At 65.2% G+C, this 22529-nt stretch carries 20 protein-coding genes and 1 pseudogene; 19 read left to right on the top strand and 2 right to left on the bottom strand.

Features of this window, described 5'->3' with window-relative positions; genetic code table 11:
- The first annotated feature begins 4 nt into the window (after nucleotides 1-4).
- Nucleotides 5-1828 (top strand): glutamine--fructose-6-phosphate transaminase (isomerizing), encoded by a 1824-nt coding sequence (glmS, locus tag ACT6UX_RS26200; protein WP_444778096.1) that lies wholly within the window; start codon nucleotides 5-7, stop codon nucleotides 1826-1828.
- Nucleotides 1829-1894: 66 nt separating this feature from the next.
- On the opposite strand, the gene ACT6UX_RS26195 is transcribed toward glmS, so the two are convergent.
- Nucleotides 1895-2974 carry a hypothetical protein gene (locus ACT6UX_RS26195; protein ID WP_444778095.1) on the bottom strand — a complete coding sequence of 360 codons (1080 nt, stop codon included), beginning with the start codon at nucleotides 2972-2974 and terminating at the stop codon, nucleotides 1895-1897.
- Between the two features lie 270 nt (nucleotides 2975-3244).
- Between ACT6UX_RS26195 and ACT6UX_RS26190 the strand changes: the two genes are divergently transcribed.
- The 6 genes from ACT6UX_RS26190 to ACT6UX_RS26165 all read left to right on the top strand — a co-directional run bounded on the left by ACT6UX_RS26190 (nucleotide 3245) and on the right by ACT6UX_RS26165 (nucleotide 9401).
- Entirely contained in the window at nucleotides 3245-4033 is a 789-nt protein-coding gene (locus ACT6UX_RS26190; protein ID WP_444778094.1) for an ABC transporter ATP-binding protein, read from the top strand.
- A complete protein-coding gene (locus ACT6UX_RS26185) occupies nucleotides 4033-4746 on the top strand; it encodes an ABC transporter ATP-binding protein (RefSeq protein ID WP_444778093.1) in 714 nt (237 codons plus the stop codon). Before ACT6UX_RS26190 ends, ACT6UX_RS26185 begins: the two co-directional genes overlap by 1 nt.
- A gap of 9 nt (nucleotides 4747-4755) precedes the next feature.
- A complete protein-coding gene (locus ACT6UX_RS26180) occupies nucleotides 4756-5661 on the top strand; it encodes a branched-chain amino acid ABC transporter permease (protein ID WP_444778092.1) in 906 nt (301 codons plus the stop codon).
- A 2-nt stretch (nucleotides 5662-5663) separates the two neighbouring features.
- Entirely contained in the window at nucleotides 5664-6671 is a 1008-nt protein-coding gene (locus ACT6UX_RS26175; protein WP_444778091.1) for a branched-chain amino acid ABC transporter permease, read from the top strand.
- 100 nt (nucleotides 6672-6771) lie between these two features.
- Nucleotides 6772-7989: an ABC transporter substrate-binding protein gene (locus ACT6UX_RS26170; protein WP_444778090.1), complete on the top strand. Its 1218-nt coding sequence runs from the start codon at nucleotides 6772-6774 to the stop codon at nucleotides 7987-7989.
- 188 nt (nucleotides 7990-8177) lie between these two features.
- A complete protein-coding gene (locus tag ACT6UX_RS26165; protein ID WP_444778089.1) occupies nucleotides 8178-9401 on the top strand; it encodes an ABC transporter substrate-binding protein in 1224 nt (407 codons plus the stop codon).
- A 71-nt stretch (nucleotides 9402-9472) separates the two neighbouring features.
- Here the strand turns inward: ACT6UX_RS26165 and ACT6UX_RS26160 are convergent, their stop codons facing one another.
- The gene (locus ACT6UX_RS26160; protein WP_444778088.1) at nucleotides 9473-9961 is read right to left on the bottom strand and encodes an EF-hand domain-containing protein; all 489 of its coding nucleotides are present in this window, start codon (nucleotides 9959-9961) and stop codon (nucleotides 9473-9475) included.
- A 137-nt stretch (nucleotides 9962-10098) separates the two neighbouring features.
- Between ACT6UX_RS26160 and gor the strand changes: the two genes are divergently transcribed.
- The 12 genes and pseudogenes from gor to ACT6UX_RS26100 form a co-directional block, all read left to right on the top strand.
- On the top strand, nucleotides 10099-11493 hold the full coding sequence (gor, locus tag ACT6UX_RS26155) for a glutathione-disulfide reductase (RefSeq protein ID WP_444778087.1): 1395 nt from the start codon (nucleotides 10099-10101) through the stop codon (nucleotides 11491-11493).
- Between the two features lie 95 nt (nucleotides 11494-11588).
- Nucleotides 11589-13034, top strand: coding sequence for a class II 3-deoxy-7-phosphoheptulonate synthase (locus tag ACT6UX_RS26150; RefSeq protein ID WP_444778086.1), 1446 nt, complete (start codon nucleotides 11589-11591; stop codon nucleotides 13032-13034).
- A gap of 38 nt (nucleotides 13035-13072) precedes the next feature.
- Complete coding sequence (locus ACT6UX_RS26145; RefSeq protein WP_444778085.1) at nucleotides 13073-14221, top strand: hypothetical protein; 1149 nt, start codon at nucleotides 13073-13075, stop codon at nucleotides 14219-14221.
- Between the two features lie 30 nt (nucleotides 14222-14251).
- Nucleotides 14252-14881 carry a glutathione S-transferase family protein gene (locus tag ACT6UX_RS26140; RefSeq protein WP_444778084.1) on the top strand — a complete coding sequence of 210 codons (630 nt, stop codon included), beginning with the start codon at nucleotides 14252-14254 and terminating at the stop codon, nucleotides 14879-14881.
- Nucleotides 14882-14993: 112 nt separating this feature from the next.
- Nucleotides 14994-15503, top strand: coding sequence for a sigma-70 family RNA polymerase sigma factor (locus ACT6UX_RS26135; protein WP_444778083.1), 510 nt, complete (start codon nucleotides 14994-14996; stop codon nucleotides 15501-15503).
- A gap of 142 nt (nucleotides 15504-15645) precedes the next feature.
- Nucleotides 15646-16560 (top strand): FecR family protein, encoded by a 915-nt coding sequence (locus tag ACT6UX_RS26130; RefSeq protein ID WP_444778082.1) that lies wholly within the window; start codon nucleotides 15646-15648, stop codon nucleotides 16558-16560.
- A 124-nt stretch (nucleotides 16561-16684) separates the two neighbouring features.
- Nucleotides 16685-19153, top strand: a complete 2469-nt coding sequence (locus tag ACT6UX_RS26125; protein ID WP_444778081.1) for a TonB-dependent siderophore receptor — start codon at nucleotides 16685-16687, stop codon at nucleotides 19151-19153.
- 6 nt (nucleotides 19154-19159) lie between these two features.
- Complete coding sequence (locus tag ACT6UX_RS26120; protein WP_444778080.1) at nucleotides 19160-19474, top strand: hypothetical protein; 315 nt, start codon at nucleotides 19160-19162, stop codon at nucleotides 19472-19474.
- 1 nt (nucleotide 19475) lies between these two features.
- On the top strand, nucleotides 19476-21035 hold the full coding sequence (locus tag ACT6UX_RS26115) for a PepSY-associated TM helix domain-containing protein (protein WP_444778079.1): 1560 nt from the start codon (nucleotides 19476-19478) through the stop codon (nucleotides 21033-21035).
- The gene (locus ACT6UX_RS26110) at nucleotides 21032-21739 is read left to right on the top strand and encodes a DUF4198 domain-containing protein (RefSeq protein WP_444778078.1); all 708 of its coding nucleotides are present in this window, start codon (nucleotides 21032-21034) and stop codon (nucleotides 21737-21739) included. Before ACT6UX_RS26115 ends, ACT6UX_RS26110 begins: the two co-directional genes overlap by 4 nt.
- A complete protein-coding gene (locus ACT6UX_RS26105) occupies nucleotides 21739-22062 on the top strand; it encodes a DUF3325 domain-containing protein (RefSeq protein ID WP_444778077.1) in 324 nt (107 codons plus the stop codon). The genes ACT6UX_RS26110 and ACT6UX_RS26105 overlap by 1 nt, the downstream gene beginning before the upstream one ends.
- Before the next feature lie 12 nt (nucleotides 22063-22074).
- Nucleotides 22075-22529, top strand: a pseudogene (locus ACT6UX_RS26100) (tonB-system energizer ExbB); the annotation flags it as partial.

Here is a 22529-nt window from a genome sequence, read left to right as displayed (position 1 = left end):
TCCCATGTGCGGCATCATCGGTATCATCGGCAAAGCGCCCGTCACGCCTCTCCTCGTCGACGCGCTGAAGCGGCTGGAATATCGCGGCTACGATTCGGCGGGCATCGCCACCCTGGTGAACGGCCACATCGACCGCCGCCGGGCCGAGGGCAAGCTGGTGAATCTCGAGGCCAGGTTGGCCGCCGAGCCACTGACGGGCACGATCGGCATCGGCCACACGCGCTGGGCCACGCACGGCAAGCCCTCGGAGCGCAATGCCCATCCGATCGCGACCGACCGGGTCGCGGTCGTTCACAACGGCATCATCGAGAACTTCCAGGAGCTGAAGGAGGAGATGGAGGCCGAGGGCCGCCGCTTCGACAGTGACACGGACACCGAGGTGGTGGCCCAGCTCATCACCTCCTATCTCGAGCGGCAGATGTCGCCAGAGCAGGCGATGGGAACGGCGATGGCACGCCTGCGCGGCGCCTTTGCGCTCGCCGTGCTGTTCAGCGGCCGTCACGATCTGCTGATGGGCGCGCGACGCGGCAGCTCGCTGGCCGTCGGTTACGGCGATGGCGAGATGTACATCGGCACCGATGCACTGGCGCTGGCGCCCTTCACCAAGCGGGTGAGCTATCTCGAGGACGAGGACTGGGTGGTGCTCACCCAGGACGGCGCGAAGGTCTACCAAGGCACCCAGGAAGTCGTTCGCGAGGTCCGCCAGAGCGGCATCTCCGGGGCGATGATAGGCAAGGGCAATCACCGCCACTTCATGTTGAAGGAAATCCACGAGCAGCCGGCGGTGATCGGCGACACGCTGCACAGCTATCTGAACCCGGCGACTCGCACGGTGACCCTGCCGGCGTTGCCGGTCGACTGGTCCACGGTGAGCCGGCTCACCATGACGGCCTGCGGTACGGCTTTCTATGCCTGCATGGTCGCCAAGTACTGGTTCGAGCAGTTGGCACGCTTGCCGGTGGAAGTCGAGGTCGCCTCCGAGCTGCGCTATCGCGAACCGCCGATGCCGAAGGACGGCGTCTGTATCGCAGTCTCCCAGTCCGGAGAGACGGTCGATACGCTGGCGGCGATCCGCTACGCCAAGGCCCACGGGCAGACCATCCTCGCGGTGGTCAACGTGCCGGAGAGCGCCATCGCCCGCGATTCGCATGGCGTATTGCCGACCCTCGCCGGGCCCGAAATCGGTGTCGCCTCGACCAAGGCTTTCACCACCCAGCTCACCGTCCTGCTCTGTGCCGCGATCGCTGCCGGCCGGGCGCGCGGCACGCTGAGCGAGGCCGACGAGGCGAAGATCGGACTTGCGCTCATCGAGCTGCCAGCGCTGGTCAACGAGGCGCTAAATCTGGAGGAACAGTACCGGCGGATCTCCGAGGACATTCTCGCCGAGGCGCGCGACGTTCTCTATCTCGGCCGAGGCACCTCGTTCCCGATCGCCCTCGAAGGCGCTCTGAAGCTCAAGGAGATTTCTTACATCCACGCCGAGGGCTATGCCGCCGGCGAGATGAAGCACGGCCCGATCGCGCTGATCGACGAGCTGGTGCCGGTCGTGGTGGTGGCGCCCTCCGATTCGATCTTCGACAAAACGGCGTCGAACTTCGAGCAGGTCAAGGCGCGCGGCGGCAAGCTGGTGCTGCTGAGCGACGCCGCCGGCGTGGCGCGCCTCGGCCCGCACGCGGTCGCCACGCTCACGCTGCCGGCGGTCGATCCCGTCGTGGCGCCGATCCTCTACACGATCCCGGTCCAGCTGCTGGCCTACTACACGGCCGTCGCCAAGGGCACCGACGTCGACCAGCCGCGCAACCTCGCCAAGAGCGTCACCGTCGAATAGCGCCGTCGGGCCGGCACGAAAAAGCCGCGGGCCTGTCGGACCCGCGGCTTTCGATTTAGAGAACGCTCAGCGCGTGCCCTGAGGGAGGCCCGGGGGCGGGCCCGAGGGGACCGGCGCCGGGGCCGGCTGGCCACCGCGCGGCTGGGGCTGGGCGGGGCGGGGCTGTGCGGGCTGGGCCGGCATCATCGTCTGGACGATGGCGCGGACCTTCGCGGCCTCGGCTTCCTGGGCTTTCTTGAACTCGTCCTCGCTGATGAAGCGGTCCTTGTTCAGGTCCATCTCGCCGAACTGTTTCAGCGCATAGGCCGACAGCTCGACGCGGTCGATCTGGCCGTCCTTGTTGGTGTCGATCTCGGCGAACTTGCGCATCGCAATCTGCTTGCGCATGTCGAAGGGCAGCAGGTTCTTGGCCTGCGGCCCGTCCGCCGGGCCGGCGAGGACCGTGTATTCCGGTCCGCTGATCTTGCCGTCCTTGTTCTTGTCGAGTTCGTCGGCCTGCCGCAGCTGCATGTCCATGAACTCGTTCAGGGTCATCATGCCCTGACGACGGCGCGCGTCCGCCTGCTGGCGTTCGGCTGCCTCGCGCTGCATCGAGCGCTGGATGATCAGGCGAACCTCGGGCTCGGTGATCTTGTTGTCGCGGTCGGTGTCGTAGTTGTTGAACTCCGAATGGACCACCGCCTCGGCCTCGCCGCGCTCCAGGAAGCCGTCGCGGTTGGTGTCGAGGTTCTGGAACTCGGCCTTGGCGCGGTTGCGGCGCTCTTCCAGCGAGGGCAAGCCGGGCGCGTCGGCCGGCGTCGACGGCGGCTCGACGACCTTCGTGAACTCCTCGAGCGACAGCTTGTTGTCCTTGTTGAGGTCGAGCGACTCGAAGGACTTCATGCGGTACTTCAGGAACTCGGCGCGGGTGACCTCGCCCTTCTTGTCGACGTCGATCTCGACAAACCACTGTGGCAGCGGGACGGGCGCGGTCGAGACCGCGGGGGCCCCGGCGGCCGGCGGGGTGCCGGGCGTGGCAGGAGCCGCTGCCGGCGGCGCAGCCTGGGCCGGTGGCTTGTTCTGTGGCCAGGCCTGCGTGGGCGGAGTCTGGGCCATCGCCGGAAGGGCGATGCAGGCGACGGTCAAAAATAGGGTCGGGCGAAACATGCGATTCATCGGCGGTGAGCCCGCTTTTGGAGGGGGAGTTTTCGTATCGGTTGCAATGGACGGCGTGTCAATGTCTGCAAAGCCGCGCGAACGTGCGGCGCAATCGCGCCGAAAGCATGGCGCGTCGCCATTTGAGTTGCGTCCCACCGCCGGATACGTCATCGTTCCATCGATGCAGACTCCGTAGAAGGGTCGCAAGTACTTGGGAGGCAAGGGTAATTTCGCCACGTTGGCGCGTGTAATGCGCCGGCCGGCGAAACCAGCATTGACATGACAGGACCATCTTCAACTCGCGGATCGCCGCTTTTGAGCGTGCGGGACGTGTCCGTCCGGTTCGGCGGAATCGTCGCTCTCGATGGCGTAACCTTTGACGTCTTCGCCGGACAGATCGCCGGTCTGATCGGCCCGAACGGCGCCGGCAAGACCACGCTCTTCAATTGCCTGAGCCGGCTCTACACGCCGAATTCCGGCGACGTGCAGTTCGAGGGGAGGACCATCCTCGACCGGCCGCGGCATGCCATTCCCAAGATCGGCATCGGGCGGACGTTCCAGAACGTGGCCCTGTTCGACAAAATGTCGGTCCTCGACAACGTGAAGGTCGGTTGCCACAGCGTGAGCTCGACCAGCTTCTTCGAGAACGCGCTGCGGGTGCCGAAGGTCAAGGTCGAGGAAGAGGCGATCACGCGACGTGCCGAGGAGCTCGTCGCCTTCATGGATCTCGTGCCCTTCGCCAACGCATTGGCCGGGCCCTTGCCGTTCCCGATCCGCAAGAGGGTCGAGCTGGCGCGTGCGCTCGCGTCGAGCCCCAAGCTCTTGCTGCTCGACGAGCCGGCGGCGGGGCTGAACCATGATGAGATCGAGGTGCTGAAGGAGCAGATCAAGCGGGTCCGGGACCTTCAGAACGTCACGGTGCTGCTGGTCGAGCATCACATGAGCCTCGTCATGTCGGTGTCGGACAAGGTGGTGGCGATCGACTTCGGCCGGAAGATCGCCGATGGCACGCCGGCTGAAGTTCAGCGCGATCCGGAAGTGATCCGCGCCTATCTGGGGACCGCGTGATGGCTGCGCTACTCGAGGTCAGCGGCCTGAAGGCCTTCTACGGACAGACCCAGTCGCTCTACGACGTGGCTTTCGATATCCCGATGGGCGGCATCACGACGCTGCTGGGCGCCAACGGGGCCGGCAAGACGACGACGCTTCGGGCGATCTGCAACATGGTCCGCACCGACGGGACGATCCGCTTCGACGGCAAGAACATCCGCGGCATGGCCACGGAAGAGATCGTGCGCCAACGCATCGCTCACGTTCCGGAAGGACGCGGTACTTTCACCACGCTCACGGTCGACGAGAATCTCCGTATCGCCGCCTATACCCGCAAGGACAAGCAGGCAGTCAAGGACGAGCTGGAACGCGTGTTCGTCTACTTCCCGCGTCTCAAGGAGCGCATCCAGCAGCAGGCCGGCACGCTGTCGGGCGGCGAGCAGCAGATGCTGGCGATCGCCAGGGCGCTAATGCTCAAGCCGCGTCTGATGCTGCTCGACGAACCCTCGTTCGGCCTGGCGCCGCTGATCGTGCTGGAAATCTTCCGCATCCTGCGCCGGATCAACGAGGAGGAGAAGGTGAGCATCCTGCTGGTCGAGCAGAACGCCGCCCTGGCGCTCGATCTCGCCACGCACGCCTATGTGCTGGAAACCGGCAAGGTCGTGATGTCGGGCCCCTCGGACGTCGTGAAGAACGACGAGAACGTCCGCAAATCCTACCTCGGCTACTGAGGCAGCCCCATGGAACAGTTTCTTCAGCAGATCGCCTCGGGCCTTGCCAACGGCGCCATCTATGCCTGCGTGGCGCTCGCCCTGGTCATGATCTACGTGTCCACCGACCACATCAATTTCGCCCAGGGCGAGATGGCGATGTTCAGTACCTACATCTCCTGGCAGCTCATGAGCTGGGGGATGAGCTTCTGGGTCGCCTTCGTCCTCACCGTGCTGATCTCCTTCGCCATGGGCGTACTGATCGAGCGGCTGATCCTGAGACCGCTGCACAACGCTCCGGTCCTGTCGATCATCGTGGTGTTCATCGGCCTGCTGGCGATCTTCAACTCGATGGCCGGCGCCTTCTGGAGCTACCTGATCAAGGAGTTCCCGTCGCCCTTCCCCAAGGCCGAATTCGGCATCGCCGGCGTGATCGGCCCCCACCAGCTGGGCGTGGTCCTGATCACGCTGATCGTGCTGGGCCTGCTGTTCGTGTTCTTCCGCTACACGCCTCTCGGCCTCGCCATGCGCGCGGCGGCGCAGAACCCGCAGTCGGCGCGGCTGGTCGGCGTTCGCGTCGACTGGATGCTGGCGCTCGGATGGGGCCTGGCGGCTTCGGTGGGCGCGGTGGCCGGCATCATGGTCGCCCACATCGTCTATCTCGAACCCAACATGATGGGCGGCATCCTGCTCTATGCCTTCGCCAGCGCCCTGGTCGGCGGCATCTCCAATCCGGCGGGCGCCGTGGCCGGCGGCTTCATCGTCGGCATCCTCGAGAACATGGTGGCCTATGGCGGCAACCAGCTCGAGAAAGCGACCGGGATCTACATCATCGGCAACGGCGAGAAGCTCACGGTGGCTCTGATCATCGTGATCTTCGTGCTGACGGTTAAGCCCGCGGGCCTGTTCGGCCGCGTCGTCGTGAAGAGGGTCTGAGCATGGCCGCCTCGTCGAAAAAGTGGGTGCTGGGCGCCATCGTCCTCGCGGTGCTGGTGCCGCTGCTGCAGCCGGTCTTTCCGGACGTGGTTTCCAACTATCGGCTGTTCCTGATCAGCACCATGATCATCGCCTCGATCGCGGTGCTGGGCCTCAACCTGCTGACCGGGTTCAACGGCCAGTTCTCGCTGGGTCACGGCGCCTTCTATGCTGTCGGCGCCTACACCGCCGCCATCCTGATGGACAAGCTGAACGTGCCCTATTGGGCCACGATCCCGGCGGCCGCCATCGTCTGCTTCATCGTCGGCTATCTGTTCGGCCTTCCGGCGCTCAAGCTCGAAGGGCACTACCTCGCGCTTGCGACCTTCGCGCTGGCGCTCGCGGTCCCGCAGATCCTGAAATACAAATGGCTCGAGGGGCTGACGGGCGGCGTGCAGGGCATCGTGCTGATGAAGCCGGAAGTGCCCTTCGGCCTGCCACTCAGCGAAGACCAGTGGCTCTACTATTTCTGCCTGGTCGTGATGATCGTGCTGTTCTGGGGCGCGGCGAACATGCTGAACAGCCGCAGCGGGCGCGCCATGATGGCGATCCGCGACCAGTACATGGCGGCGGACACGATGGGTATCGACACGGCTCTCTACAAGACGGTCACGTTCGGTATCAGTGCGGCCTATACGGGCATCGCCGGCGCGCTTTCGGCCTCGGCCATCGCCTTCGTGGCTCCCGACAGTTTTGGCATCTTCCTGTCGATCAAGTTCCTGATCGGTCTGGTGGTGGGCGGCATGGGCTCGCTGCTCGGGTCGGTCCTCGGCGGCATCTTCTACGTGCTGGTCGACAATTCCGCCCAGTCGCTGACGCAGTTCATCCGTAACGACCTCGGCCTGCCGTTCGACCTGTCAGCCTACACCGTCTTCGGCGTCCTCCTGATCGCCATCATCTACCTGATGCCGATGGGCATCGCGGGCGGCCTGTTCATGGCCTATCGGAAGCTCAGGGGGGCGCGGGCGTAACCGGGACCCTTTTCGTCGGAAAGTCGCCAGAAGGCGGCCTTCTTTCCGGCCGGAATGCAGAGGAAGCTCCGGCTGGCATTGTCACCAAGGGAGGATAAAAATGGCTACCAGCAGGCGCGGTTTCGTGGCGGGCGCTTCGGCGTTCGCAGTGTTAGGTGCGAACTCGGCGTTCGCCCAGAAGAAGTACGACGATGGAGCCACCGACTCCGAGATCAAGATCGGCCACACCGGCCCCTACAGCGGCCCGGCATCGTCCTACGGCCAGATCGGCAAGACGATCGAAGCCTTCTTCAAGTCTGTGAACGACGCGGGCGGCGTCAACGGCCGCAAGATCAACTTCATCACGCGCGACGACGGCTACTCGCCGCCGAAGATGGTCGAGCTGGTGCGCCAGCTGGTGGAGCAGGAGAAGGTGCTCTGCCTGTTCAATACGCTGGGCACGCCCACCAACACCGCGATCCATCGCTACATGAACCAGAAGAAGGTGCCGCAGCTCTACGTCGCCACCGGCGCGTCGAAGTGGGGCAAGCCCAAGGAGTTCCCGTGGACGATGGGCTTCCAGCCCGACTACCACACCGAGGGCATGGTCTACGCCAAGCACATCCTGGCCAACGTCAAGGACGCCAAGATCGGCGTGCTGATGCAGAACGACGACTACGGCAAGGACTACTACGAGGGCTTCCGCGAGGGGTTGGGCAAGGAGACGAGCAAGATCGTCAAGCACGTGACCTTCGAGGTCACGGATCCGACGGTCGACAGCCAGATCATCCAGCTGAAGGATTCCGGCGCCAACGTCTTCTTCAACATCGCCACCCCCAAGGCGGCCGCCCAGGCGATCCGCAAGGCGGCAGACATCGGCTGGAAGCCGGCGCAGTACCTCAACAACGTGTCCGCCTCGGTGGGCTCGGTCATGAAGCCGGCCGGCCTCGAGAACAGCCAGGGCATCATCACGGCGCAGTACCTTATGGACCCCACGGACAAGCAGTGGGAAAGCAACGACGCTTTCAAGGCCTGGAGCGCCTGGATGGACAAGTGGATGCCCGGCGCCAACAAGGCCGACGCCAACCACGTGTTCGGCTATGCCGTCTCCAACCTGATGCTCGAGACGCTCAAGAAGTGCGGCGACACGCTCACGCGCGAGAACGTCATGAAGCAGGCCGCCAACTACCAAAAGTACAAGCTGCCGATGCTGCTGCCGGGCATCACGATCAACACCAGCCCGACAGACTACTATCCGATCCAGTCGGTGCAGCTCGCGCGCTTCAAGGGCGAGACCTGGGATCTGTTCGGCGACGTCATGTCGGCCGAAGGGTCCTGAAACTCTAAGTTTCTCGACGTCACGAAAGGCCGCCGGTGACCCCGGCGGCCTTTTTGTTGCTCGCACTGCAGCATCGAAATCCGTGAACTCTTTGTGGTTTTTTCTTTCCAAGAAGTTCGATCTGCGCAACCATATTCCGCATAACGAATGAAGGGCAGGGACGTAACGTTCAACCAAGGGAGGCAGAATTGAAAACCAACAGGCGTACCTTTTTGGGCGGCGTTTCGGCGGCCGCTGCTTTGTCGGCCTCGGGCGCGGCCTACGCGCAGAAGAAGAAGTACGACGACGGTGTGACCGACAAGGAAATCAAGATCGGCCATACCAACCCCTACAGCGGGCCGGCATCCTCCTACGGCGTGATCGGCAAGTGCGAAGACGCCTATTGGAAGAGCGTCAACGAGCGCGGCGGCATCAACGGACGCATGGTCAAGTTTGTTACCATGGACGATGGCTACAATCCGGCCAAGACCGTTGAGGTCGTCCGCCAGATGGTGGAACAGGACAGGGTGCTGTGCCTGTTCAATACGCTGGGCACGCCGACCAATTCGGCGATCCATCGCTACATGAATCAGAAGAAGGTGCCGCAACTCTATGTTTCGACCGGCGCCTCCAAGTGGGGAAACTACAAGGAATTCCCGTGGACGATGGGCTTCCAGCCCGACTACCACACTGAAGCCGTCATCTACGCCAAGCACATCCTGGCAACTGTGAAAGACCCGAAGATCGGCGTGCTGATGCAGAACGACGACTACGGGAAGGACTACTGGGAAGGCTTCAAGGAGGGGCTGGGCAAGGACGTCAACAAGGTGGTCAAGCACGTCACCTACGAAACGACCGACCCGACCGTCGACAGCCAGATCATCCAGCTCAAGGATGCCGGGGCCAACGTCTTCTTCAACATCGCGATCCCGAAGTTCGCGGCTCAGGCCATCCGGAAGACCGCGGACATCGGTTGGAAGCCCATCCAGTACCTGAACAATGTTTCTTCCTCGGTCGCTTCGACGCTCAAGCCGGCCGGTCTGGAGAACAGCCAGGGCCTGATCACGGCGCTCTATCTCATGGATCCCACCGACAAGCAGTGGAACGACAACGCGGAGATGAAGGCCTGGCGTACCTGGATGAACAAGTACATGTCGGGCGCCAACCAGGATGACGGCAACTACGTCTTCGCCTATGCCGTCGCGACCCTCATGGAGGAAACGCTGAAGCGATGCGGCGACACGCTGACGCGCGAGAACCTGATGAAGCAGGCCACCAGCTTCAAGAAGCACAGGGTGCCGTTGCTGCTGCCGGGCATCACGGTCAGCACCAGCCCCACCGACTATTACCCGATCCAGTCGGTACGGCTTGCCCGATTCAAGGGGGAGACCTGGGATCTGTTCGGCGACATCATGTCTGCCGAAGGTTCTTGAGTTCTTGTCCGAAGCCAACCGGAGGCCGCCGGCGACCCCGGCGGCCTTTTCTTTTGACCGGCAAGCGCGAGCTACCGCTCGGCCGGCTTGCGCTGAAGAGCCTGGCGGCACTCGGCCGTGTCGATGCGGCCGTTCTTGTCGAGGTCGCAGCGCGTGAAGTTGCGCTCGGTGCCCGCCAGGAACTCCGTCAGGGTAACGGATCCGTCCTTGTCGACATCGAGAAGCTGGAAGTAGCTCGACTGGCGACCGGCCTGGCGGTCCGTCGGCAGCACGCTATTGCCGGCCGCCGGGGTGCGGGCGAACAGCTCGTCCTGGCTGAGCTTGCCGTCGCCGTTGGTATCGAGCCGCTTGAAGCGCGCCTGCTGGCCAGCCTTCCATTCGTCGCGCGTGACCGCGCCATCCTTGTTGGCGTCATATCGCATGACGCCGCCGTCGGTTCGCGCCGGCCGGGTGGCCGGGGTGGACGGGGTGGCTTGGGGCGCCGTCGTGTCGCCGGGGGCGGCGAAGGCGGGGCCGCCCAAGAGCAGGAAGCCGGTCGCAAGCAGGGAGAGTCTCGGCATGGTCGTTCCTTCGGGTTGTATCGGGATACGGCTATGCACGCGCCATTTCCCTTACCGGCGGGTCTAGGCGCGGATATAGTCTGCCCGGCGACCGAATTGTGGCCGCGTTGAGGTTTTGTTCTCTCTGGGGATAACCCATGGCCTATGATTACGATCTGTTTGTCATCGGCGCCGGTTCGGGCGGCGTGCGCGCCTCGCGCATCGCGGCGACCCACGGCGCCCGCGTAGGCATCTGCGAGGATTACCGCGTCGGCGGCACCTGTGTGATCCGCGGCTGCGTGCCGAAGAAGCTCCTGATGTACGGCTCGAAGTTCGCGCACGAGTTCGAGGACGCGGCGGCCTACGGCTGGACGGTTCCGGAGCCGACCCATTCGTGGGCGACCCTGCGCGACAACGTGAACAAAGAAGTGGACCGGTTGAACGCGCTCTACCTGCGCCTGCTCGAGGGAGCGGGCGTGAAGCTGCACATGGGCCGCGGCCGCCTGATGGACCGCCACACGATCCAGGTCGGCGATGAGACGATCACGGCGGAGAAGATCCTGATCGCCACCGGCGGTCATCCCGTCATCCCGTCGATCCCGGGTGCCGAATTGGCGATCACGTCCAGCGATGCCTTCCATCTCGCTGAACTGCCCAAGCACATCACCATCGTCGGGGCGGGCTACATCGCCGTCGAGTTCGCCGGCATCTTCCGCGGGCTGGGCGCCAAGGTCGACATCGTGTTGCGACGCGACCGCGTCCTGCGCGGCTTCGACGAGGAATGCCGCACCTTCGTGCACGAGGCGCTGAAGGACAGCGGCATCCGCATGCGCACCGAAATGGAAGTCGGCCGCATCGTCGCAAAGGGCGAGGATGGCAAGAGCGGCCCGTTCGAGGTCCACACGCCGATGGGCGGCATGTTCGAGACCGACTGCGTGATGTATGCAACCGGCCGCGCGCCCAACACGTCCGGCATCGGACTGGAGAAGGCCGGCGTCCAGCTCAACAAGGTGGGCGCCATCGCGGTCGACGAGTGGTCGAAGACCACCGCCGACAACATCTGGGCGGTGGGCGACGTCACCGACCGCATCAACCTCACGCCGGTGGCCCTCATGGAAGGCCACTGTTTCGCCGACACCGAGTTCGGCAAGAAGCCGCGCAAGGCCAACCACCACGACGTGCCGTCGGCGGTCTTCTGCCAGCCTGAAATGGCGAATGTCGGCCTGAGCGAGGAACAGGCGAAGCTGCAGCTGGGCGAACTGCGTATCTACACGGCGGCTTTCCGACCGATGAAGTACACTGTCTCCGGCCGCCACCAGCGCACCTTCATGAAGATGATCGTCGAGGCCTCGACCGACCGGGTGGTCGGCATCCACATGGTGGGCGACGATGCCGCCGAGCTCATCCAAGGGCTGGCGGTGGCCATGAAAGCGGGGGCCACCAAGGCCCATTTCGACGCCACCGTGGGCATTCATCCGACCGCCGGCGAGGAGTTCGTGACGATGCGAACCGCACGGCCGGATTCGACGCCGGCCCGGGCAGCCGCGGAGTAGAACGGGACCGGTCTGCCGGCTGGTCTTTTATCCACAGCACGTATAGGTTCACCCACCCCGCCGGCCCCTTCGGCCCGCGGGTCGAGGAGGAGTCGATGACCGCGATCCAGGGCCATTCCAGGGCCGATTCGCGTACCGCGAAGGGCCAGTCCCGCACGTCGAGCGCCGCCGACTGGTCGCCGACCAGCTGGCGCAGCCGGCCGGCGCTGCAGATGCCGGTCTATCCGGATGCAGCCGTTCTGGCCAATGCCGAGGCGCGCTTGCGCCGCTATCCGCCACTGGTCTTTGCCGGTGAGGCGCGCAAGCTCAAGACATCTCTGGCCAAGATCGCCAATGGCGAGGCCTTCCTGCTGCAGGGCGGCGACTGCGCCGAGAGCTTCGTCGACTTCACCGCCAACAACATCCGCGACACGTTCCGGGTGCTGCTCCAGATGGCCGTCGTGCTGACCTACGGCGCGGGCATGCCGGTGGTGAAGCTCGGCCGCATCGCCGGCCAGTTCGCCAAGCCGCGCTCCTCCAACGTCGAGAAGATCGGCGACGTCGAGCTGCCGTCCTATCGCGGCGACAACGTCAACGGCATCGAGTTCACGGCCGCTGCGCGCCTACCCGACCCCGAGCGCATGGTCCAGGCCTACAACCAGTCGGCGGCGACGCTGAATCTGCTGCGCGCCTTTGCCCAAGGCGGCTATGCCGACCTGCACGAGGTCAACCGCTGGAACCTCGACTTCGTGCGCAGCTCGCCCGCCTCGGCGCGCTACGAAGACCTCGCGGCCCGGCTCGACGAGACTCTGAACTTCATGGCTGCCTGCGGCCTCAATTCTGCGACGACGCCGCAGATCGCCGAAACCGACTTCTTTACCAGCCACGAGGCGTTGCTGCTGCCTTACGAGGAGGCGCTGACTCGCGTCGATTCGACCTCCGGCGACTGGTACGACTGCTCGGCGCACATGCTGTGGATCGGCGACCGCACGCGTCAGCCCGACGGCGCCCATGTCGAGTTCCTGCGCGGAGTTCGCAATCCGATCGGCTTCAAGGCCGGGCCGACGCTTCCGACCGACGATCTGCTGCGCCTGATCGACACGCTGAATCCGTCGAACGAGGCGGGACGCATCGTGATCATCGCGCGTATGGGCGCCGACAAGGTGGGCGACAAGCTGCCGGCGCTGGTCCGTGCGCTGAAGCGCGAGGGCCGCACGGTGGTGTGGTCGTGCGATCCCATGCACGGCAACACGGTCACCGCCTCGAACGGCCGCAAGACCCGACCCTTCGACGCGATCCTGCGAGAGGTGAAGGAGTTCTTCGCCGTGCACCGCGCCGAGGGGACCCATCCGGGCGGCGTGCATTTCGAGATGACCGGCCAGGAAGTCACGGAATGCATCGGCGGCTCGACCGAGATCACGGTCGACAACCTGAACGAGCGCTACGAGACGCTGGTCGATCCAAGGCTCAATGCCAGCCAGGCGCTCGAACTCGCGTTCCTGCTCGCCGAGCAGCTCAAGGCGGAGCGCTTGTCCGTCGCAAGGGCGCGCCCGGCCGTCTAGCGACGTCCGGGCTTGGCGCGAGAGGCCGGGGGAGGGCCATGACGCATCCTGAGAATGGCGAGATCGCGCGCTATACCGATCACTACTTCAATCGTTCGAAGCAGGTGGTTGGCAAGTTCGGCGACTGCCAGGTGACCTATGCCATCTTCATGCGTCGGCCCGTGGTGTTTGCGCCACGACTCGCGCTGGAATGGCTGGAAGAAACCTGCCGCGCACGCAATGCGACGGTGGAACTCGATCTGCGCTACCGCGAGGGGAAGTGGGTCGGCGCCGGTGAGCCGATGATGTACATCACCGGCTCGTTCTTCCATCTCGTCGATCTCGAGACGATCTTCCTGCAGAAACTGGGCCCTGCCTGCGTCGCCGCCTACAATGCCTGGACGATGTGCGCGGACATGCCGAAGTCGGCCTTCCTCGCCATGGATGCGCGTCATTGTGCCGGCCAGGAAATGGCCGAGATGATGGCCTATGCCGCCTCGGTCGGCTCGGCGCGGGCCAAGCGCAAGGTCGGCGCGGTCGGTTTCATCGGCAATGCCACGCACGCCACCGCCCATTACTTCGGCCGCGAGTACGGGCTGGGGACCATGCCGCACGCCCTGATCGGCTATGCCGGCTCGACGCTGCGCGCCGCCGAGATGTTCCACGAGACCTTCCCGGACGAGGGGATGACGGTCCTGGTCGACTATTTCGCGCGCGAGATTTCCGACTCGCTCGACGTCTGCCGGCGCTTTCCTGAACTCGCGGCCCAGGGGAAGCTGTCGCTCCGCCTGGACACGACGGGCGGTCGCTACATCGAAGGGCTGGATCCCGCCTCGTCCTATGCGGTGCTGGAGCGCTTCTCCCCGGAATCGATCCGCGGCTACCGGAGCGAGGAGGAGTTGCGCTACCTCGTCGGTACCGGCGTGTCGGCGGCGGCGATCTTCCATCTGCGGGCAGAGCTCGACCGCAACGGTTTCGACAAGGTCAAGATCGTGGCGTCTTCCGGCTTTGGCCCGGCCAAGTGCCGCATCATGGCCGAGGCCAAGGCCCCGATCGACGTCGTGGGCTCCGGCTCGTTCCTGCCGTCCAACTGGTCGGAAACCTACGCCACCGCCGACATTGTCGAATATGACGGCGAGAAGCGCGTGAAGATCGGCCGCGAGTTCCTGCATCGGAACCGCCCGGCCGACGCGACCCAGCCCCTCTAGTTTTCCTGTTCCGGCAATCCGAGGATCAAGATGCTCAAACTCTATTTCGCCCCCGGCGCGTGTTCGACCGCATCGCATATCGGACTCGAGGAGAGCGGCACGAAGTACGATTCGCAGGCTTTGTCCTTCGCCAAGAGCGAGCAGCGGACGCCGGAGTATCTCAAGGTCAACCCGCGTGGCCGCGTGCCGGCGCTGGTGGTCGACGAGGGCACGATCGTCGAGAATACGGCGATCCTGGACTATGTCGCCACGACCTACGCGCCGCATCTGATGCCCAAGGATCCGGTCCAGCGCGCCCGGGCGCTCTCGCTGATGGCGTGGTTCTCCAATACCGTGCATCCGAACTTCACCCACATCGGCCGTCCCGAGCGCTTCGCGACGGACACGGGGGTGTTCGACCATCTCAAGGCGGTGGGACGAGAGAACTTCTTTGCCAACCTCAAGGAGATCGACGGTCTCCTGGCAGGTAAGACGTGGATTCTGGGTGACGAGTTCTCGGTGGTCGATGGCTATGCGCTGGTGTTCTACGGCTGGGGCAAGCGTATCGGTCTGCCGGTCCAGGACCTCGTGAACTACACGGCCTGGAAGGAGCGCATGCTGGCGCGGCCGGCCGTGATGCGTGTCCTCGAACGGGAGCAAAGCGTTCTGCTCGCTGCCTGACGAAAGCTCCATTGCATGCTCTTGGGCATCGCGGCTCGCGATGCTTGCCGCCACCCCATGCCTTCCCTATAAGTGAAGTGAGAATTATTCGCATGTAGGGGTAATGGTAGGCGTGAGTTCGGCGGATCCGACCCTGGCTCTGTATCTGAAGCATCGTGGCTCGCTGGTGAATTACGCCAACGGCATCGTCAGGGACCGGGCGGGCGCAGAAGACGTCGTGCAGGAGGCCTATCTCCGGTTCAGCTCCGCCAGCAGCGATGAGCGGCCTATCACCAGTCCCGTCAGCTACCTTTACCGCATCGTCCGCAATCTCGCGCTCGACTGGGTTCACCGGACCTCGGACAGCGCTTCGACGGGACCGGCGGCGGCGCTCGAGCAGGTCGCCCAGGACGGGCCCACGGCCGAGGATGTCCTTCACTATCGCGACGAGCTGCGGATCCTGACCGACGCGCTCGCCGAGCTGCCGGAGCGGACGCGCATCGCCTTCACCATGTATCGCCTGGAGGGCTGCACGCTCCAGCAGGTGGGGGAGCGGCTGGGGGTCTCCGTCGTGCGAGCGCACCAGCTCGTGAAAGACGCGATCCTCCATGCCACCCGCCGTTTGGATGGCATGGATGGCTGATCCCGTGGAAGTTTCCCGGTGGCCCCCTTAAAAGTCGACATCGCCCGCCGTCTGTCCGTTGTGATCGTCCGGAGTGGGCGAGCGGATTTGGAGACGGGTGACTTCCGACGTGGACGATAGAGATCTCCTGCGCAGCGAGGCGGTGGACTGGCTGGTGCGCATCAATGGCGCCCCGCAAGACGCCGCCGTCCGCGCGGGCCTGGAGACCTGGCTGGCGTCCAGCGAGGCGCATCGTCGTGCGTATCGCAGCGTCGAGCGGGTGTGGAAGCTTTCGGGCGCGTTACCATCCCCTCCGGGCAAGGTCGTTGAGCTGTCGCGCGTTCGGCGGACGCGACGCGCCTGGGGGCTCGCGGCAGCTGCTCTCGCGGCCTGTATCGCACTCTGGTTCTTCCCGAGCCTGAAGCTGCAGTTTCAGGCCGATCACCTGACCGGCGTTGCCGAGTTGCGCGAACTGACGCTTGAGGACGGCAGCATCGTTCATCTCGATGCCGCCAGTGCAATTGCGGTGCGCTACGACAAGGGACGTCGCGAGGTCGAGCTGTTGGCCGGGCAGGCGTTCTTCAAGGTCGTATCCGCCCGCGATCGCCCCTTCGTCGTGACGGCCGGCAACGTGGCGGTCACCGTCAAGGGTACCGCCTTCGATGTCGGCTCGTCCCGGGACGGAGTGTCCGTCGCCGTCCAGTCGGGGATCGTCGAGGTTCTGATTTCGGGGGGCGAGCGTAACGTGCTGTCCACCCTGACGCGAGGCGAGCGCATGGTGGTGGACACGCAGGGGGCGTTTGCGCGGTCGCAGGTTTCTCCCGAGGACGTCGCCTCATGGCGTGAGCATCGGCTCGTCGTGGATGGCGCCACCTTGGGGGAGGTCGTGGACGAGCTGGGGCGCCACCATCGAGGTGTCATCGTGATGAGCGATCGCCGCCTGGCGGAGCGTCGGATCACGGGCGTCTTCGATCTCCGCCGTCCGCTCGAAGCGCTGCACACGGTGGCCCGGACCCAGCACGGCTCGGTGATCGAGCTTTCGCCGTATCTCACGATCGTCTCCTCGTCGAAGCCCTGAATATTTCTTCCGGCGCCCCTTAAATCGGCACCCCGCCGCCCGTCCTCTGGTCGCGAACGCGAATCGTTCGCGTCATTTCAGCGTCTCCATGGCCCGCCGGTCTGGAGCAGCGGGGGAGTTCGTCGTGTTGCAGGACCGGTCCGGTAGCGTCGCGCAGGTAGTTGCCATCGCCACAGTCGCTCTGACGATGGGGGCTTCCATCGCATCCGCGCAGACAGGGGCGGCTGAAGCCCAGGCCCCGCTCGAGGCCCAGGCCAGCAGGTCGGCGACCTTCGACATTCCGGCGCAACCGCTCTCCCAGGCCCTGATGGCCTTCGGTCGCCAGTCGGGCATGCAGATCGCCGTCGATTCCGCGGCTGTGGCGGGCAAGACCAGCGCCCCGGTCGCGGGCTCGATGACGGCGGATCAGGCCCTGCGCCAGCTCCTCTCGGGGTCTGGCCTCACCTATCAGTTCACGTCGGCCAATGCGGTGACCGTTGCCGGCGCCCCCGCGCCGGGGGCGGCCGGCGTGCCGGGCTCCGATACGCTGGTGCTTGATCCGGTCCGCGTGCAGGCCGTCCCGACGACTCCGGCACAGGGTGAGATCGGCAATCAGTCTCCGGCCTATGCCGGTGGGCAGGTGGCCCGCGGCGGCAAGGTCGGCCTGCTCGGCAACCGCGACTACATGGACACGCCGTTCAGCGAGACGACCTACACCAATCAGTACATCCAGAACCAGCAGGCGCGGACGTTGACCGACGTCCTCGCGGGCGATCCGACGCTGCGCTCCGGCGTTCCCAACGGCAACGTCTTCGATGACCGCGTCATGATCCGCGGCGTCACCGTGACCAATCCGAATTTCGGATTCGGCGGCCTCTTCGGCATCGTTCCGAACCAGGTGGATACGACGGGTATCGAGAGGGTCGAGGTCTTCCGGGGGCCGACGGCCTTCCTGAACGGGGCGCTGCCTAACGCCGTTGGCGGCACCATCAACCTCGTGCCGAAGCGCGCGACCGATGCGCCGATCACCCAGGGCACGCTGCTTTTCAACTCCGATTCCCAGCTCGGCGGCTCGCTGGATGTCGGTCGCCGGTTCGGACCCGACAACGAACTCGGCCTGCGAGCCGGCGCGACCTATTACTCGGGCGACACGGCCGTCAACAACCAGACCGCCGAACGCCTAGCGCTCACCCTCGGCTTCGACTACCGCAGCGATCGCACGCGTCTCGAAGCCGATATCGGCTACCTGCGCCGCGATGTCGGCGCATTCCAGGGCGGCATCTTCCTTGGGGCGGGCGTCCAGCTGCCGCCGGCCCCCTATGCGCGCCAGAGCTCCTATCAGCCTTGGGAACGCCTTCAGGGCAATGACGTCTACGGATCCCTGAAGTTCGAGCACGACATCGTCGAGGGGCTCACCGGCTTTATCAAGGCCGGTGCGCGCCGCAGCAACTACACGTCCGTATTCTTCAACCAGAACATCGTGAACTACGACGGCAACACCACCGTCCTGTCAGCCGGGCAGTATGCGTCCACGGTCGAGTCGCTCTCGCTCGAAGCCGGCCTGCGCGCCAACTTCCACACCGGTCCTGTCAAGCACGAGGCGGCACTGATCGGTGATTACCTCAAGACCCAGAACTTCACCTTCAACAATCCGATCGTCGCTGCGCTGAACTCGAACATCTACAACCCGACCTTCATATCGCAGCCGAGTTTCTTCGGCTTCCGCACGCAGCCGCCGCTCACCTCGGACTCCGTTTACGGAAGCATCGGCATCGTCGATGCGTTGTCGTTCAATGGGGACATGTTCCAGATCATCGGCGGAGCACGCCTGCAGCGGCTGCAGACCGCGAACTACAGCACCGCGACCGGCCTGCCGACCAATGGCAACGACCAGACCGTGGTGTCGCCGTCCGCGTCCTTCGTCTTCCGGCCGGTGAAGGAAGTGATGCTCTACGGAAACTACATTCAGGCGCTGCAACAAGGGCCGATCGCCCCAGCGGGTACGCTCAACGCCGGACTCCAGTTCTCGCCCTTCGTCACCAACCAGTTCGAGGTCGGCGTGAAAGCCGATTTCGGGTTCATCGGCGCCACGCTCAGCGCCTTCCAGATCACGCTTCCGACCAGCTACACGGATGTCGCGACGAACACGTTCGTGACCAACGGGCAGCAGCGTAACCAGGGGATCGAGTTCATGGCTTTCGGCGAGCCAGCTCCAGGTCTCAAGCTCTTGGGCGGATTCACCGCGCTCAATGCGATCCAGGTGAATACGCAGGGTGGTTTGACCAACGGCAAACAGGTCGTGGGCACGACACCGTTCCAAGCCTCGCTCGGTCTCGACTGGGATACACCCTACGTAAAGGGGCTGGGGGTGATGGGTCGCGCCGTCTACAACGGCCAGGTCTATCTCAATGCCGCCAATACCCAGGCGGCGCCGCCCTGGACCCGATTCGATGCCGGGCTGCGCTACACGTTCGATCGGACCGACGGCAAGCCCGTAACGCTGCGGGCGAACGTCATCAACCTGTTCGATGCCAACTACTGGATCGCGACGACCTCGTTCTTCTTCCAGAACCCGCCGCGGACCTTCTTGTTGTCGCTGACCGCCGACTTCTAGCGTCCCATGGCAAGGGCTGCTTCCTCTCCCGCACCCGTCGGCGCCGGCAAGGTGGTCGTGCGCGTCCTCGCCATGGTGTTCGGCGCCTACGCCGCCAGTGCCGCGGTGGTGGCGGCAGGCGTCGCCGGGCTGATCCTTGCGGGTGTCAACAAGAGCGACGCCTTCACTGTCTGCAGCATCCTTGGCTTCCTGCTCTATACGGGGCTCGCGCTTTGGGCGGCCGCTGCGCCCCGGCTGGTGCCGATGGTTGCTACCCTCGTGCTGGTCACCGCAGTGGGCACCGGGATCGGCTTTCTTCCCGCGCTCATCGGCGGCGCCTGAGATGGGGGCGAGCTTCCGCGAATCCATGGGGTGGCTGCACACCTGGTCCGGTCTGCTGATCGGCCTGCTGCTGTTCGCGGTCTTCTGGACCGGCACGCTCTGCGTCTTCGATCGCGAGATCGACCGCTGGATGAATCCCTCGACCCGGCTCGTCTATTCCGGCGAGCCGATCGCAATCGACGGCCTGCGGGAAGAGGCAAGCCGGCTCTCGCCGCGCGCGGCGCCCTGGGCGATCGTCCTGCCGACGCCGCGCGATCCCGCACTCTGGATCGGCTATCGCGGACGAGGGGGCTTCGAACGCACGCTGTTCGATCCGCTCACCCTGAAGCCGGTCGCGCCGGCCGAGAGCTGGGCGGGCACCCGGTTCGTCTTTCCGTTCCATCACACGCTGCATCTCAGGATGTGGAATCTCGGCACCTGGCTCACCGGCCTCGCCGGGATCGCAATGATGGCCCTCTGCATTTCGGGCGTGATCATCCATCGCAAGATCTTCGTCGATTTCTTCACCTTGCGCCGCTCGCGCCAGCCGCAGCGTCTCTTGCTCGATCTGCACAACACCACGGGAACGCTGGGTGTCCTCTTCTACTTCGTCATGTCGTTCTCGGGCGTGACCATCCTGGCGTCGGTTTACTACCCGTCTGGCGTGTGGGTGGCGTTCGAAGGCGGCCGCTCGGGCTATGTGCGCGACACCTATGACGTGTTCAGCCGCCCACGCCTCAATCAGCCGGGCCCGCCGCTCGGCTCGCTCGACGCGATGGTGGAGACGGCGCGCGAGGCTTGGGGAGGTCTCAATCCCGGCTTGGTGCGTGTCTTCCATCACGGCGACCGGAACTCCTACGTCGAGGTGCGACCGTCGATCGAGGCCGAAGTGGCGATGCGCACCGATCCCTTCTTCTTCGACGCCGCGACCGGCGAGGTCCTGTATCGCACCTACATCCGCGAGACGACGCAGGTGCAGCAGTTCCTGACGGGGCTGCACTTCGCGCAGTTTCGCCACTGGACCCTGCGCTGGCTCTACTTCGCTCTGGGCCTGCTGGGCTGCGTCCTCATCGCCACCGGCTTCCTCTTCTGGATCGAGTCACGGCGCAAGGCGCACGCGGCGGCCGGCTTGAGAGGCGTCGGCTTCGTCGAGGGACTGACGGTCGGCGGCACCGGCGGCATTGTCCTGGCGACGCTCGCCTTCTTCGTCGCCAATCGCCTGCTGCCCTCCGGCGCGACCTTCATGGGCGGCGCCCGCTACGAACTCGAGATCTGGGTCTTCTTCGCCGTCTGGGTGCTGAGCTTCGCCCATGGCTGGATGAGGCGGGGTGCGGCCTGGATCGACCAATGCTGGCTCGCGACCGGGCTGTGCATCCTTGCCGTCGTGTTCAACGGGGCCACGACTGGCGACCACGTCGTGCGGGCCTGGGGCGACGGGAAGCTCGCCGTCGCCGGCATGGACCTCGTGCTGCTGGCCGGCGGGTTTGCCGCCGCGGTCACGGCGTGGCGCCTGCAGCGCCGCCGGCAAGGAACATCCACGACACGACTGCGACATCATCCTCTGGAGGGACAATCGTCATGAAGCCAATCTTCCGCATCGCCGCCCTCGCGGCGCTCTCGCTGTCGTTCGCCGGGCCAGCTTCGGCACATCACATCTGGCTCGAAGTCGACGGGCAGGGCGGCAAGATCTATTTTGGCGAGTTCGGCGAAAACCTGCGCGAAGCCTCGCCGGGGACCCTCGACAAGCTGCAGCCCCAGGCCAAGGCGGTCTCGTCGGCTGGCGAACGCCCGTTGACCGTCCAGAAGTCGGCGAACGCCTACGTCGCCACCGGCAAGATCGAGGGGGGCGATAGCATCGTTGCCGAAGACATTCGCTGGCCGTCCTTCGAGCGCAAGCGCGACAACAAGACCGGCATCTACATGCCGGCGGCGCGCTTCGTCCCGGACCGGACGCCGCGGGCTGCGGCGCTGACGCTCGATATCGTTCCGAGGGGCGGCGACACGTTCCAGGTCGTCTTCAAGGGCAAGCCGCTGGCCAAGGCGAAGGTCGTGGTCGTCACGCCGTCGGGGTGGGGGCGTGAAGAGCATACCGGCGCCAACGGGGAGTTCGAGATCAAGCTGCCGTGGCGCGGCGCTTACGTGTTCGAGGTGCATCACGACGACAACGCGGCCGGCAAGCGCGGCGAACAGGCCTATGACTTCGCGAACTACGTGACGACGCTGACGGTCGTGCAGCCGCAAGGGACTGAGCCTCCGCCGGCGTCGGCACCGGCCAAGCCGCACTGATGGAGGCCGCCCTCATCGTTGCTGTGCTGGCCATCAGTTACCTGGGCTTTGCCGGGCTGGCCCTCAGCCAGGACCGGCATTGGTTCCACCTCTGCGGCGAGCGCCATTGTCCGCCGGGCATCGCTCGCAGCCTGCGGGTTGCCGGCTATGCCTCGTTGGCCGCGGGCCTGTGCCTCGCGCTCTTACGAGATGGCCCGGGATTCGGCCCGCTCGTGTGGGCGATGACGCTAACGGTCGCGTCATTCGCCGTTGTCTGCACGCTGACATGGCGGCCGCACTGGCTCCGCCCGCTCGCCCTGGTCTGTCAACGTCATGCCCGATAGCCGATGGTCTTCATGAAGGTTGTTCGTCGTCTGCTGGTTCTGCTTCTGCTGTTCCCATCGCTGGCCTTGGCGCAGGCGCCGGCGACGACAGAGCCTGCCCCGCCCGCGGTTACAGCTCCCGCCGAGACTGAGCCCGCGCCCGCAACCGCACCCACCGATGCGGGGACGCCGGCTGCGGCGCCGGCCCAGGCAGTGCTGCCGAAGGACCTGTCGGTGTGGGGCATGTTCGTGGCGGCGGACTGGGTGGTGCAGGGGGTGATGATCGGCCTTGTGATCGCGTCGGTGCTGACCTGGACGGTATTCGTGGCCAAGAGCCTGGAGCTGGCGATGGCGGTACGGCGGCAGCGGCGCCTGCTGGCGGCGCTTGATACAGCGCCGTCGCTCGACCAGGCGCCGGCCAGCGACCTCGTGGCGGCGGCGCAGGCCGAGCAGCGGCTGAGCGCCGACACGGTCGACGATCGCGACGG

The organism is Reyranella sp., from assembly GCF_052439685.1.
GTDB lineage: Bacteria > Pseudomonadota > Alphaproteobacteria > Reyranellales > Reyranellaceae > Reyranella.
The sequence above is the reverse complement of the archived record's forward strand: the minus strand, read 5'-3'. Positions and strand labels throughout refer to the sequence as shown.